The organism is Cupriavidus basilensis, assembly GCF_000876015.1.
Classification (GTDB): domain Bacteria; phylum Pseudomonadota; class Gammaproteobacteria; order Burkholderiales; family Burkholderiaceae; genus Cupriavidus; species Cupriavidus basilensis_B.
On record NZ_BBQM01000022.1, the window covers coordinates 81,404 to 95,237 of the forward strand.

The following is a 13,834-nucleotide window of genomic DNA, read 5'->3' on the forward strand; positions in this document are numbered from 1 at the left end:
CCGCGCGCGGCCGTCAGCCGCCGATCTGCCGCAGCGCCTTCTCGATGGCCTCGGCGCCGTCCGGGCGCACCAGCCGCGCCACTTCCACGCCGTCGCGCAGGAACACCAGCGTGGGCCACAGCCTGACGCGGAACGAGCGCCCCAGCGGCCGGCCGCTGCCGTCCTCGACCTTGACGTGGCGCACGCCGGGGTAGGCCTGCAGCGCGCGCGCCAGGTGCGGCTGGGCGCGCAGGCAGTAGCCGCACCAGGGCGCGCCGAACTCGATCAGCGCGGGGCCGCGGAGGGCGTCGATCTCGGCGCGCGCGGGTTCGTGCGCGGCATATTGCTCGGTCATCGTCATGCTGGCGTCTCCTGGCCGGTGGTAGCGGCAAGCTTAGCCGATGGCGCTCAGGCCTGTGCCGGCGGCGCGGCGAGCGCGGGCTCCGCCTTGCCGAACCGCACCGTCGCCAGCAGCGACGCCGCCACGATCAGGCCGCCGCCGGCCCAGGCCGTGGCGGAAATCCGCTCGCCCAGCCAGAGGCTGGCGAACAGCGCGCCGAAGGCCGGCTCGCTGCCCATCAGCAGCGCCACGCGCGTGGGGCTGCTGCGCCGGATGGCGTAGTTCTGCGCGAAGAAGGCGAACAGCGTGCAGGCCAGCACCAGGTAGATCACGCTGCCCCAGAACGCGCCGTGGCCGGCCAGCGCGGGCAGCGGCTGCCACTGCGCCGGCATCAGCGCCAGCGCCACCGCGGCGCTGCCGCCGGCTACCACGCCGGACTGCACCGCGGTCACCGTCAGCGCCGGCAGCGGCGCGGCGCGCATGACGCGCTTGGTCGCGCAGACGATCAGCGCGCGCAGCGCCGCGGCGGCCAGGATCAGCGCGTCGCCGGGATTGAAGGCGAGCGCGCCGTCGCCGGCCAGCAGCCAGGCGCCCGCCAGCGAGAGCGCCACCGCGGCCCATTCGAGGCGCGCCGGGCGGCGCTTGAGCAGCAGCCATTCCACCAGCGGCGTGAGCACCACGCACAGGCTGATGAGGAAGGCCGCGTTGGCCGCGCGCGTGAGCAGCACGCCGAAGGTCTCGCACAGGAAGATGCCGAGCAGCAGCACGCCGGTGCCGAGCACGCCGCGCAGGGCGGCGCGGTCGGCGTGGCGCAGCGCGGCCAGCGCCGGGCTGAGCAGCACGAAGGTGATGCCGAAGCGCAGGGCCAGCAGCCCCAGCACCGGGTAGAAGGCCAGCGCGCCCTTGACCACGCCGTAGCTGCTGCCCCACACGATGGCGACGGCGAGCAGCATGAGGTCGGACAGCATCAGCAGGCGTCTGGAGGAGGTCGGGGTGGGCATGGTCGGTTCCGGGATGGCAGGGAGGGCGGAAGAGACATTGTCCGGTTTTGCGCGGGCGCTGATAATCGGGTCTGCGTGCACAGCTTTCATGTCGCCGATGCATAGATCCGGGCGCTACCCGCCCGCCACCGCCGCCGTGCCGGAGTGCCGATGAACCCGACCGATTTCCTTGCCCTGCTGCCCGACATGGCGGTGTTCGCGCGCGTGGTGGACGCCGGCAATTTCTCGCTCGCCGCGCGCCAGCTGGGCAGCACGCCGTCGACGGTGAGCCGCCAGATCAAGCGGCTGGAGGAGGCGCTGGCCACGCGCCTGCTGGAGCGCTCCACGCGCAAGCTGCGCATGACGGAGTCGGGCGCGCAGGTGTACCGCCATTGCCGCGACATGGTGAGCGCGGCCTCCGGCGCCGTGGATGCCGCCGGCCAGCTGGCGGCGCGGCCGCAGGGCACGGTCAGCGTGAGCGCGCCGACCGCGTTCGCCAAGACGGTGATCCACCCGCTCGTGCCGGGCTTCCTGCGCGCGCACGACGGCATCGACCTGCGGCTGGTGTTCACCGACCACGAGGTCGATCCGCTCGAGCACGACCTCGACCTGGTGATCCGGCTGACCGGGCAGCCGCCGCCCGGGCTGGCGGGGCGGCGGCTCGGCGCGGTGCGCTGGGTGCTGTGCGCGTCGCCGGCCTACCTGCGCGCGCGCGGCACGCCCGCGCATCCGCGCGAGCTGGCGCGGCACGACTGCCTCTATCTCGGCGAGACCGCCGACGACAACCGCTGGCGCCTGCGCCGCGACGGGCAGGTCCATGCGGTGGAGGTGAGGGGACGCTATATCGCCAACCATGCCGGCGCGCGGCTGGAGGCCGCCCAGCAGGACCTGGGCATCGCCGCGCTGCCGGAGTTCGCCGCCGCCGGGGCGCTGCGCGACGGCACGCTGGTGCGCGTGCTGGCCGACTGGGAGTTGCAGGCGCGCGCCTACGTCGGGCCGGTGTGGCTGCTGTATCCGCCCAACCGCTTCCTGCCGCCCAAGGTGCGCGTGCTGATCGACTACCTGGCCGCGCACCTCGGGGCCGGCTGAGCCACGCTTTCCCGAGCTTTCCCGAGCCGCGCTTCCCCGCGGTTTCCCGGCCGGCCGCCCGTGCGGCATTGCCGCGCCGCGCGCCGGCGGATCGTCGCCTCAGGCGGCCTTGCGCTCGCTGCCGGCGGCCTCGGCGGTCTTGCGCTCGCCGCCGAGCGCCGCGGTCAGGTCGGCCAGCAGGCCGGCCAGCTCGCCCGCCATCATGGCGAAGTCGCCGTCGAAGCGCTCGTCCTCGTCGCGCGCGCTCGGATCGGCCTGCTCCTTGATGACGTCCAGCGGGGCCACGCGCTTGACCGCCAGCGATTCGGTCAGCACGAAGGAGACGCGGTCGTTCCAGGTCATCGCCAGGCGCGTGCAGCGCTTGCCGGCGGCGATGTGGCGGCGCAGGTCCTCGGGGTCGAGCGGGTGGCGCACGTAGCGCACGGTGGCCTTGCTCTCGGCGCTGGACTGCAGCTCGATCTCCTGGTCCACGGTGAAGCCGGCCGGCGCCGTGTCGCTGGACAGCCACTCGGTCATGGCGGCCACCGGCGACAGGTTGACCTGCAGCGTTTCCAGCGGCAGCGGGTCGATCGACTTGAACAGCAGGCTGCGCACTTCGTCGGCCTTGGTCGGGGCGGCGGCGTCGATGGCCAGCCAGCCGTTGACCGGGTCGATCCACACGCGCGTGTCGCGGCGGATGCTGAAGGCGCGCGGCAGCAGTTCCTCGGTGACTTGTTCCTTGAGCTCGCGCATCTGCTTGCGGCCGGGCTTGAAGCCCTGCTGCTCCTCGATCTCGGCGGCGCGCGCCTTGGTGACCTGGTTGACCACGGTGGTGGGCAGGAGCTTCTTCTCGGTGCGCAGGGTCAGCAGCATCTGCTTGCCGACCAGGTGGACCAGCGCGCCGTTTTCACGCGGGGAGGCCCAGCCCTGGGTCTGCATTTCCAGGCTGGTGCCCGGGAAGAAGGCGTGGCGCGCGAGGCCGGCCTCGACTTCGTCGGCGGCAAGGGTCCACGGCGCGGACAGGCGGTGCAACTGGAGGTTCTTGAACCACATGGGAATTCGGCCAAAGGGACCGATTCTAGCCGGTTAGCGTGACCGATGCGGTAACAATGCGTGAAGCGCCCGCGCGGGACGCCGCGGGGCAACGCGGAAGCGGCGCGCAGGAAAGCAAAGGGGCCGGGCTGCCCTGTGGCAGCCCGGCCCCGTCCGCGCCGCTGGCTCAGATGTCGAGCTTGCTGATCTTCGAGCCTTCCAGCGACAGGCCCGCCATCAGGCCGGCGTTGGTCACGACGAAGCCGACGATCGGCTGCTGGGCGGTGTTGGTGTCGATGGTGCCGTTGGCGCCGATGGTGGCCAGCGCCACGGTGGCGTCGCCGCCCACGGTCCAGCCGCTGCTGTTGACGAACTTGTCGAGCGCGTCCTGGGTCATGAACATCAGGATGATGGCCTTGGACTGCGCGCCGATCTGCCAGCCCACCGAACCCGAGATGATGCGGTAGTAGCCGCGCGTGGCGCCGCCCGTGCGCAGCGCGCCGTCGCCGTACTCGCCGCCGATCACGAAGCCGGCCGACAGCGTGTTGGGGAACACCAGGATGCCGCGCGCGCGGTTGGCGAGCTGGCGCGAGCTGCCCGCCGTGGCGTACAGCTTGTTGAGGGCGCCATCCACGCCGCCATCGATCTCGCGGCGCTTGGCCGCCTTGTCGGTGGGCGCGCTCGGCGTGGTGGTGCAGGCGCCCAGCAAGCCCGAAGAAGCCACTATCAGTCCTGCCCCAGCCGTCAGAAACGATCTGCGTTCCATACTCACTCTCCTGATTGTTTTACCTCACACTGCGTCCATACCCCGGAGCGAACCGCGCACTCCCCGTGCTCAAGGATAGGCGTAATCGGCACTTGTAGAAATGTGAATCGCGCCCGAACATGCGGCGTTGGCTTTTCCCGGCGTGCCGTCCAAACCTCTGCGTTTCTGGAGAAATATACAAGGCAAGCGGCGCAAGCGGTGTAGGACGAAACTGCAATTTGCGGCGGGACCGTCCTACAAAGCGGCGGCGGTGTGCGGCAGTTTGCGGCCCGTTCGCCGCCTGTCCGCCATCCATCCGCCGCCTGTCCGCGCGGGCAGGAACCCCGCGGCGCCGCGCCGGTCCATGAAGCATGAAATCCGTTCTCGCCCTCATCCCCGTCACCCTGCTGGCCGCCGCCTGCGCTTCGCGCCCGCCCGCAGCCGATCCCCAGGCCCAGGAGCAGGCCAATGCGCAGTGGCAGTCACTGCGCGCGGACTACACCAACTGCGCGCGGGAACAGGCCGACGCCGGCCTGCCCGGCCGCGGCTCGCCGCAGGACCTGGCCGGCGCCGCGCTCAAGGCGTGCCAGTCCAGGCTCGACGCCATGCGCGGCGCGTTCCGCGACTACCTCGATGCGCAGATGGTGTCCTCGCACGGCCACGACAGCGCGCGCCAGGCCGCCGACCGCCTCGCCCGCGACGCCGAGGCCAAGACCCGCGCCTACCTGGTCCGCTATGTCGAGCGGGAGCGCTACAACGCCGGCCTGCGCTAGCCGCGGCCGGCGCGCCGCCGCTGTGGTGTAATGCGCGGGCATGCCTTCCTCACTCCATTGCGGCCATTGCGGCCATTGCCGATGACTCTCTCTCCCGAACGCCTCCAGCTTGCCCACGAGCGCTTCCTCGCCGACAACCCGGAGGTGGTGTCGCTGCTCAAGGCCATCACCGAGCGCCACGCGCGCGCGGCCGGCATGAGCGTGGAGGCCTTCCAGCGCGACGAGCTCGAGCGCGCCATCGGCCGCGAGGCGCGGCAGCGGCGCATGACCGCCGCCGAGCTGCTGCTGGTCTACCTGGGCGAGCGCGCGGCGCCGGCGCCGCGCCGCTGAGCCGCCGCCGGCGCCTGTCCGGCATCACCACTCGCCAGCGACACGTTAGCCTTGGTCCACCGCCTTCAGGCCGCCGGCGCCAGCGGGCGCAGCTCGCCGAGCATGGTCGGCACCAGCTCGGACACCGTGGGATGGACATGCACGGCGCGCTGCAGCACGGTGTAGGGCGCGCGCGCGTACATGGTGTCGAGCACGCCGTGGATGACCTCGTCGCCACCCACGCCCAGCACCGCCGCGCCCAGGATCTCGCGGCTGTCGGCATCGACCAGGATCTTCATGAAGCCCTGCGTCTCGCCTTTCTCCACGGCGCGGGCCACGCGCGTCATCGGGCGCATGCCCACCAGCACGCGGCGGCCGGACGCGCGCGCCTGCTGCTCGGTCATGCCGGCGCGGCCCAGCGGCGGGTCGGTGTAGAGCGCGTAGCACGCAATGCGCTCGCCCACGGTGCGCGGCGCCGCGCCGGGCGCCGCGTCCAGCAGGTTGGCGGCGACGATCTCGAAGTCGTTGTAGGCGGTATGGGTGAAGGCGCCGCGCCCGTTGCAGTCGCCCAGCGCCCAGATGCCCGGCACGCTGGTGCGCAACTGGTCGTCCACCTCGATGTAGCCGTGCGCGTCGGTGGCCACGCCGGCGCGCTCCAGGCCCAGGTCGTCGGTGTTGGGGCGGCGGCCCACGGCCAGCAGCACGTGGGAGCCCACCACCTCCGGCGCGCCGTCCGCGCAGGCCATTGTCACCGCCACCTGCTCGCCGCGCCGCGCCAGCGCGATGCATTCGGCGTCCAGGCGCAGGCCGATGCCCTCGGCGGCGAGGATGCCGCGCACCGCCTCCGACACGTCCGCGTCCTCGCGCGGGATCAGGCGCGGGCCGCGCTCCACGATGGTGACTTCGCTGCCGAAACGGCGGAACATCTGGCCGAACTCCAGCCCGATATAGCTGCCGCCCACCACCAGCAGGTGCGCGGGCAGTTCGTCCAGCCGCATCATGCTGGTGTTGGTGAGGTAGTCCACCTGGTCCAGCCCCGGCATCGGCGGGGCCGAGGCGCGCCCGCCCACGTTGATGAAGATCTGCTCCGCGCGCAGCACGGCTTCGCCCACGCGCACGGTGTCGGGACCCTCGAAGCGCGCGTGGCCGAGATGGACGGCGACGTTTTCCAGGCCGCGCATCCAGGCCTCCACGCCGTGGCTGGAGCGGGCGACGATGCCGTCCTTGCGCGCCTTGACGCGCGCCATGTCGACCGTGACCGGGCCGCCCACGGCCACGCCGAAATCGGCGCCGCGCCGCGCCAGGTGGGCGGCATATGCGCTGGCCACCATCGCCTTGGTCGGGGTGCAGCCGTCGTTGACGCAGGTGCCGCCGAAGGCCCGGCGCTCGATCACGGCCACCTTGCGCCCGGCCGCGGCCAGGCGCGCGGCGAGCGAGGGGCCGGCCTGGCCGGAGCCGATGATGATGGCGTCGTAGTCGATGGGCATGGCGGCTTCCTTGGCTGGCGCGAAGGCGGCGCGGGCCGCCGTGCCGGGGATCAGAGCATTTCCAGCGGGCGCGGGCCGCGCGGCGGCGGGAAGGCGGCGTCGAGCTCGGCCAGCTGCGCCGGCGAGAGCCGCCGCGCCAGCGCGCCGTGGTTCTCGCGCAGGCGTTCGCGGTGGCTGGTCTTGGGGATGGCGATGACGTCGTCGCGCGCCAGCAGCCAGGCCAGCGCGGCCTGGGCCGGGCTCATGCCGTGCTGCTCGGCGAAGCGGGCCAGGCGCGGGTTGCGCAGCAGCGCCGCCTGCTCGACCGGCGAGTAGGCCATCAGCGGCACGTGGTGGCGCCGCAGCCAGGGCAGCAGGTCCCACTCGATGCCGCGCCGCGTGAGGTTGTAGAGCAGCTGGTTGACCGCCGTCTGCTCGCCGCCGGGCACGCGCCACAGCGCTTCCATGTCGCCGAGGTCGAGGTTGCTGACGCCGAAATGGCGGATCTTGCCGGCCTGCCGCAGCGCCTGGAAGGCGGCCACGGTCTCCGCCAGCGGCACGCCGCCGCGCCAGTGCAGCAGGTAGAGGTCGATGCGGTCGGTGCCGAGCCGGCGCAGGCTGCGCTCGCAGGCCGCCACCGCGTCCTTGCGGCCGGCGTTGTGCGGATAGACCTTGCTGACCAGGAAGACCTCGTCGCGGCGCCCGGCGATGGCCTCGCCGACCAGCGCTTCCGAGCGGCCTTCGCCATACATCTCGGCGGTGTCGATCAGGCGCAGGCCGAGGTCCAGCCCGAGCCGCAGGGTGGCGAGCTCCTCCGCGCGCGCGGCCGGCTTCTCGCCCATGTTCCAGGTGCCCATGCCCAGCGCGGGAACGGTTTCGCCGCCGGGCAGATTCACGGTTTTCATGCGGTGTCTCGGGTCGTGTGTGACGGTCGGTGGACAGCGGTCGGCGGCGCCGGCGGCGACGACAGGGCAGGCAGGCACGCGCCGCCGCCCGGCCTACCCACCCACACTAGCCAAGGACGGCGCGATGCACAAGGCGCGCCGTTCGGGCTTGGCCGGCTCAACCGGGCTCAACCGGGCTCAACCGTGATGGTAGCGGTATTCCTGGGTCAGGCCGCCGTAGCCGTAGGTGGCCGCGCGCGCGTCGATCACGTGGATGTACGAGACCGGATGCACGTTGCCGACCAGCTCGGCCAGGACCTCGAACGCCTCGCGCAGGAATTGCGCCTTCTCCGCCTTGGTGTTGGTCTCGTCGGTCACGCTGATGTCGAGGTGGAAGGCGTTGCGCCCCTGCTCCGACAGCGGCGCGCCGCCGATGATCCAGGCGTCGTGGTCCACGTACTGCACGGCCACGGCGATCACCTCGGGCTTCTTGCCGAGCACGCGGCGGGTGACGTCGGCCACGGCGGCGGCGGCGCGGCGGGTGAGGGCGGCATCGGGCTTGCCGGAGATCTGCAGGTTGATGTGGGGCATGGCTGGCTCCTAGGGTCTGGGAGGCGGCCCCGGGGCGGGGCTGCCGGAGATGCCAGTCTAGGGTTTGGCGCGTCATCGGAAAAACGGGAATTTGCGATACCATCCATCGTCAATACCGAAATATGCGAAACCCGCGGGAGGCCGCCATGCGCGCGCTGGAACTCGATCAACTACGCACCTTCGTCACGGTGGCGGACGCCGGCAGCCTGTCCGCCGCGGCGCCGCGGCTGTTCCTGTCGCAGTCGTCGGTCAGCGAGCAGTTGCGCAAGCTCGAGGAGCGCGCCGGCGTGCCGCTGCTGGTGCGCGGCAAGCAGGGCGCGGCGCCGACGCCGGCCGGCCTGCGCCTGCTGGCGCACGCGCGCCGCATCCTGGCGCTGTCCGAGCTGGCCTTGCAGGACCTGCGCGGCCATACGCTCGACGGCGAGCTGCGGCTGGCCGTGACCGACTACTTCCGGCCCGGCGAGATCGCCGGCATGCTGCGCCGGCTGCGCGAGCGCTATCCCCGCCTGCGGCTGCACGTGACCGTGATGAAGAGCGGCATGATCGAGGCCGGCGCGCAGAGCGATGCGTTCGACATCGGTTTGTCGATGCGGCTGCCGGGCGCGCGCAAGGCGGCAGCCGGCCGCGGCGAGCGCGGCGCGGTGCTGCGCCGCGAGGCGCTGGCCTGGGTGGCGGCGCCGGGCGAGAGCGGGGCGCTGGACGCGCCGCTGCCGCTGGTGCTGCTGCCCGATACCTGTTCGCTGCACCAGTACGTGGTGCAGATGCTGCGGCGGCGCCGGCTCGACTACGTGGTGGCGCATTCCGCCTCGGGCGTGGCCGGGCTGCAACTGGCGCTGGCGGCGGGCCTGGGCCTGTCGTGCCTGAACGAGTCCGCCATCGGCCCCGGCGTGGCGCGCATCGACGCCGCCACCGCCGCCCGGCTGCGGCTGCCGGCGCTGCCGGCGGCCGAATTCTTCCTGCTGCCCGCGCGCGCCGGCGAGGCGCCGCTGGTGGGGCAGGTGCGCGCCGCGCTGGCCGAGCAGTTCGCCTGAGTGGTGGTGCGGCGCTACCCGCGCGCGGTCAGGTCTCGGACCACTGGCGCAGCAGGTTGTGGTAGCAGCCCACCAGCGAGCGCCGCGCGCCTTCGTCGGCGCCGGTCTGGTTCAGCTTCTGGATCGCGTTGTCGAGGTCGAACAGCAGCGCGCGCTGCGCGTCGTCGCGGATCAGGCTCTGGATCCAGAAGAAGCTGGCCACGCGCACGCCGCGCGTGATGGGCGTGACCTGGTGCAGGCTGGTGGCCGGGTAGACCACCATGTCGCCGGCCTCGAGCTTGACGCTGTGCACGCCGTAGGTGTCCTCGACCTGCAGCTCGCCGCCGTCGTAGCTGGCCGGGTCGCTCAGGAACAGCGTGGCGGAGATGTCGGTGCGCAGCTTGCGGCCGTTGTGCGGGTGGATGCGCACGCTGCCGTCCACGTGGGCGCCGAACGTCATGCCCTCGCCGTAGCGGTTGAACATCGGAGGGTAGACGATGTTGGGCAGCGCCGCGCTGATGAACAGCGGGTTGCGCTCCAGCATGGCGAGGATCAGCTGCTGGCACTGCGCGGCCGTCTCGGAGCGCTCGTCGATCTGCTGGTTGAACTTGACGGGAGCGCCGGAGTAGCCGGCGGTGACGCGGCCGTCGACCCAGGCCTCGCCGGCCGAATCGAGCTGCTGGCGCAGCATGGCGAGCTGCTCCGCGTTGAGGACCTTGGGAATGCAGACAAGCATGGCGATCTCGGCAGGGTGGTGCGCGGGCGCCGCCGGGGGAGGCGGCGTCGCGTGGCGTGACTGGACGTCACGCCACTTTACCTCAGCGCATGGCTGCGCTTACATGCGATAGGTGAACGACAGCATGGCGGTGCGGCCGGTGCCCGGCACCGAGCGGCCGCCGTCGGACTGGATCAGCGCGTCGTAGTACTTCTTGTCGAAGATGTTGAACAGGTTCAGGCGCACGTCGTACTTGGGCTGGTGGTAGGCCACCATGCCGTCCCAGCGCACGAAGCCGCCGACCTGGGTGGTGTCGGTGTTGTTGGCGTAGCGCTGCGACATATAGAAGGCGCCGCCGCCGACTTCCCAGCTCGGCAGGATGTTGTAGCTGGTCCACGCCGTGGCGGTGTGCTTGGGCGTGTTGCCCGGGATCTTGCCCTGCGTGCCCGAGGCGATGCCGTTCTCGATCACCGCGTTGAGGTAGGTGTAGCCGGCGAAGACCTGCCACTTCGGCGTGATGCGGCCGGTGGCGCCGAAGCGCACGCCGTCGACCTGGATCTTGCCGGTCAGCGCGTAGGTGGTGGCGTCGATCTGGCTGCGCGCGTTGTCCTTGGTGATGCGGAAGATGGCCGAGGTCAGCGACAGGTCGCCGCCGGCCAGGTCCCACTTGCCGCCGGCCTCGTACGACTTGTTCTTTTCCGGGTCGAGGTTGGTCTGGCCGACGGTGCCGGTCAGTTGCTCCAGCGACGGGTTGAACGAGGTGCCGTACGACACATAGTAGGACTGCGCCTCGGTCGGCTGCCAGATGCCGCCCAGCCGCACGCTGGTGAAGTTGACGGTCTGCTGGGCATTGGCCAGCGCGGTGTTGCCGGCGGTGTTCTGCGAGTTGATGGAGTTGCTGATGCTGGCGATGTAGCGGTCATAGCGCAGGCCGGCCACCAGCTTCCATTGCTTGGTGAACTCGATCGAGTCGTTGGCGTAGACGGCGATGGTGTTGGCCGAGGCGCCCTGCAGGTTGCCCGGCGTGGTGATCGCGCTCGACGGCGAGTCCTGGTAGACCGGGTCGATCACCGGCACGCACGCCACGAAGCCCTTGCACGGGCCGGCGGGGTTGCCGCGCGCGTAGGCCTGGTTGTCGTAGCCGTCGTGGCCGATTTCCACGCCGGTCAGCAGCGTGTGCTTGATGAAGCCGGTCTCGAACTTGGCGGTCAGCTCGGTCTGGTTGAAGATCGAGTAGTCGCGGATGTTGCGGTCGTGGCTCTGCTGGCGCACGAACAGCGCCGACAGCGGCAGGTTGGTGGTGGTCAGCGGCGTGTAGACGCCGTTGGCGATCGAGCCGACCGACTGCGGCGCGGTCTCGCGCGCGTCGGTCTCCACGTAGTTGAACTGGGTCTGGTTGCGCAGGCGCAGGTTCGGCGAGAACTTGTGGTCGACGCCGGCGGACAGCGCCACGATGTCCTGGCGCGTGTAGTCGTTGTTGTTGCCGTAGTAGGTGTTGCGGTTGACGTTGACCGGGTGGCCGTTGATGGCCGGCAGGCCGTAGTCGGGCATGTCCTCGTTGTGCTGCAGCAGCGCGGACAGGGTGATCTCGGTGGAGGTGCCGATACCGTACTTCCACGACGGCGCGATGCCGAAGTCCATCGCGCGCATCTCGTCGCGCGTGCTGGGCTTGCCGTCCTGCGCCATCGCCGAGATGCGGAACGCGGAGGTGTCGCCGGTCGGCGTGTTGACGTCGGCGGTGGCGCGCACCATGCCGTTGGTCGTGACCGAGCCGGTCACGGTGGTCGCGGCCTTGAGCGACGGCTTCTTGGTGACCTGGTTGATCACGCCGCCGGTCGAGCCGCGGCCGAACAGCATCGACGACGGGCCCATCAGCACTTCGACCGAATCCAGCGCGAAGACGTCGCGGTAGTACTGGCCGCGGTCGCGGAAGCCGTCGAGGTAGATGTCGGTGCGCGCGGAGAAGCCGTTGAGGTTGATGTTGTTGCCGATCTGGCCGCCCTCGGCGCCGCCGATGGTGATGCCCGGCACGTTGCGCAGCGCGTCGGCCAGCGAGGTGGCGCCCTGCGCGTCGATCAGCGCCTTGTTCACCACCGTCACCGATTGCGGGACGTCGCGCAGGTCTTCGGGCAGCTTGCTGACCGAGTTCTTCACCGCGCCGTAGTCATCGGTGGCGCGGCCGCCCTGTATCACCACTTCCCTGAGCGTTGCCGGAGGCTGGCCGGTGGCGGGAGCGGGCGGGGCCGTCTGGGCCAGGGTGACAACGGGAGTGGCAAAGAGCGCGAGCAGCGCGGTCGCGATCGGAGTGCGGCGGGTCATGTCGTTTCTCGGTTCCGGTACGGCCATTGGGGGCGAGCTGGCTGGCAGCGGACGGAAGTTGCATGCCTGTGGTTCGGCCAACGGCGGGGGCAAAAAGGTTGGGCGAGCCGGAATATAAATGCGAATGATTAGCGTTGCAATTCAGCTTTGCTTTTTCATCACAGACATTAGTCGCTATGCCTAAATGTCTTTGTAAAAGGACAAAGCCATTACATGAAGTTACACAAGCTCACAAATGCCTTACAAAGCGGCGCCTGCGTCTCAATCCGAAAACAAAAAAGGCCTGCATGTAGCAGGCCTGGTACAGACATTTGCCGCCACCCGGGGCGGCAGCAAAAAAATTTTTCTTAATCCGCCGTCATATTGGCGGCCTTGGCGATCCGTCCGAGCCGTTCGCGCTCGGACTTGATGAAGGCGACGAAGCTCTCCTGCGAGCCGCCGGCCGGCTCGATGCCGTTGGGGATCAGGCGGTCGCGCGTCTCCTGCGTCTGCATGGCGGCGCTCATCTCGGCGTTCATCTTCTTCAGGATGGCCGGGTCGGTGCCCTTGGGCGCGAAGATGCCGGCCCAGTGTCCGATGCGCACTTCCGGCATGCCCTGCTCGGCGGTGGTCGGGATGTTGGGCGCCGCGCTCATGCGCTTGTCCCAGGTCGCGCCCAGCGCCTTGAGCTTGCCGGCCTTGATGTTGGGCAGCACCACCACGCTCGCTTCCGAGGTGGCCGCGACCTGGCCGCCGATCACGGCGGTGATGCTCTCCGAGCCGCTCTTGTACGGCACCACGGTCAGCACCGCGCCTTTCTCCTTGAGCATCTCCTCGACGAAGTGCGGCGTGCTGCCGCTGCCCGCGGTGGCGAAGTTGGCGCCGGCCGCGCCCTGCTTCTTCGAGTACTCCACCAGCTCCTTGAGGTTGTTCACCGGCAGCGAGGGCGAGGCCACGATTACCGAGGGGCTCACCGCGACCAGCGACACGGGGATCAGGTCGTCCGGCGCGTAGGGCATCTTGGTGCGGATCAGGCTGTTGGTGACGGTGCCCACGGCGCCCACCAGGAAGGTGTAGCCGTCCGGCTTGGCCTTGGCCACGTAGTCCGCGCCGACCACGCCGCCGGCGCCGGGACGGTTCTCGATCACCACGGTCTGGCCGAGCCGCTTGCCGACCGCGTCGGCGGCGGCGCGCGCCACGAGATCGTTGGCGCCGCCCGCGGTGAACGGCACCACGAACTTGATGACGTGCGTGGGCCAGGCATCGGCGGCGCGCGCGGGCGCGGCGAGGCTCGTGGCGAACAGTGCGGGCGCGGCGAGGGCCAGCGCGCGGCTGGCGGTGGAAATGCGCATGGTTGTCTCCAATGGTCTTGGTCTTGGTACCGATCCTGGTACCGGCTCTGGCATGGGTGCCGGCGCTCGGCCGCGCCGGATGCCGGATGTCGTGGCCCGGCTTTTTTTCTCGCGGGCAAGCTCCGGCCTGCGAGCGATGATAAACAGCAAAGCTGTCAATTTGCTGAACCCGCCGGCGGACCCGCGGCGGCGTCTCCGCGATTGTCGGCGATGCGCGCGTGGTGCGTGGTGTGGTGTGTCGCGGCGGTGTGCAGCCTGTCGTTCGCGGCGGCGTCGTCGACGCGCTTCGCGC

At 70.7% G+C, this 13,834-nt stretch carries 14 protein-coding genes; 4 read left to right on the forward strand and 10 right to left on the reverse strand.

From position 1 onward, the window contains the following. Positions 1-13: 13 nt before the first annotated feature. Complete coding sequence (locus KF708C_RS23740) at positions 14-340, reverse strand: thioredoxin family protein (RefSeq protein WP_059413492.1); 327 nt, start codon at positions 338-340, stop codon at positions 14-16. Positions 341-387: 47 nt separating this feature from the next. Then, positions 388-1,320: a DMT family transporter gene (locus tag KF708C_RS23745; RefSeq protein ID WP_020204269.1), complete on the reverse strand. Its 933-nt coding sequence runs from the start codon at positions 1,318-1,320 to the stop codon at positions 388-390. Between the two features lie 150 nt (positions 1,321-1,470). Between KF708C_RS23745 and KF708C_RS23750 the strand changes: the two genes are divergently transcribed. Beyond that, positions 1,471-2,388: a LysR family transcriptional regulator gene (locus KF708C_RS23750; protein ID WP_059413493.1), complete on the forward strand. Its 918-nt coding sequence runs from the start codon at positions 1,471-1,473 to the stop codon at positions 2,386-2,388. Positions 2,389-2,487: 99 nt separating this feature from the next. On the opposite strand, the gene KF708C_RS23755 is transcribed toward KF708C_RS23750, so the two are convergent. Further along, the gene (locus tag KF708C_RS23755; RefSeq protein WP_059413494.1) at positions 2,488-3,420 is read right to left on the reverse strand and encodes a recombination-associated protein RdgC; all 933 of its coding nucleotides are present in this window, start codon (positions 3,418-3,420) and stop codon (positions 2,488-2,490) included. Between the two features lie 166 nt (positions 3,421-3,586). Beyond that, positions 3,587-4,165 (reverse strand): BPSL1445 family SYLF domain-containing lipoprotein, encoded by a 579-nt coding sequence (locus tag KF708C_RS23760; RefSeq protein WP_029043872.1) that lies wholly within the window; start codon positions 4,163-4,165, stop codon positions 3,587-3,589. Positions 4,166-4,515: 350 nt separating this feature from the next. On the opposite strand from KF708C_RS23760, the gene KF708C_RS23765 reads away from it, so the two are divergent. Next, positions 4,516-4,917, forward strand: a complete 402-nt coding sequence (locus KF708C_RS23765; protein WP_059413495.1) for a hypothetical protein — start codon at positions 4,516-4,518, stop codon at positions 4,915-4,917. An 81-nt stretch (positions 4,918-4,998) separates the two neighbouring features. Further along, entirely contained in the window at positions 4,999-5,247 is a 249-nt protein-coding gene (locus KF708C_RS23770; protein ID WP_020204274.1) for a DUF6388 family protein, read from the forward strand. Between the two features lie 65 nt (positions 5,248-5,312). On the opposite strand, the gene KF708C_RS23775 is transcribed toward KF708C_RS23770, so the two are convergent. From KF708C_RS23775 to KF708C_RS23785, 3 genes are all read right to left on the reverse strand, one after another. Continuing rightward, on the reverse strand, positions 5,313-6,713 hold the full coding sequence (locus KF708C_RS23775; RefSeq protein WP_059413496.1) for an FAD-containing oxidoreductase: 1,401 nt from the start codon (positions 6,711-6,713) through the stop codon (positions 5,313-5,315). Positions 6,714-6,763: 50 nt separating this feature from the next. Beyond that, on the reverse strand, positions 6,764-7,597 hold the full coding sequence (locus KF708C_RS23780; RefSeq protein ID WP_020204276.1) for an aldo/keto reductase: 834 nt from the start codon (positions 7,595-7,597) through the stop codon (positions 6,764-6,766). 177 nt (positions 7,598-7,774) lie between these two features. Continuing rightward, complete coding sequence (locus tag KF708C_RS23785) at positions 7,775-8,167, reverse strand: tautomerase family protein (RefSeq protein ID WP_059413497.1); 393 nt, start codon at positions 8,165-8,167, stop codon at positions 7,775-7,777. A gap of 146 nt (positions 8,168-8,313) precedes the next feature. Here KF708C_RS23785 and KF708C_RS23790 point away from each other — a divergent pair, with 146 nt between their 5' ends. Further along, on the forward strand, positions 8,314-9,198 hold the full coding sequence (locus KF708C_RS23790; RefSeq protein WP_020204278.1) for a LysR family transcriptional regulator: 885 nt from the start codon (positions 8,314-8,316) through the stop codon (positions 9,196-9,198). A gap of 28 nt (positions 9,199-9,226) precedes the next feature. Here the strand turns inward: KF708C_RS23790 and KF708C_RS23795 are convergent, their stop codons facing one another. The 3 genes from KF708C_RS23795 to KF708C_RS23805 form a co-directional block, all read right to left on the reverse strand. Further along, positions 9,227-9,913, reverse strand: coding sequence for a Fe2+-dependent dioxygenase (locus KF708C_RS23795; protein WP_020204279.1), 687 nt, complete (start codon positions 9,911-9,913; stop codon positions 9,227-9,229). Between the two features lie 99 nt (positions 9,914-10,012). After that, positions 10,013-12,211 carry a TonB-dependent receptor gene (locus tag KF708C_RS23800; RefSeq protein WP_029043873.1) on the reverse strand — a complete coding sequence of 733 codons (2,199 nt, stop codon included), beginning with the start codon at positions 12,209-12,211 and terminating at the stop codon, positions 10,013-10,015. A gap of 347 nt (positions 12,212-12,558) precedes the next feature. Then, entirely contained in the window at positions 12,559-13,542 is a 984-nt protein-coding gene (locus KF708C_RS23805) for a Bug family tripartite tricarboxylate transporter substrate binding protein (protein ID WP_020204281.1), read from the reverse strand. Positions 13,543-13,834 lie beyond the last annotated feature (292 nt).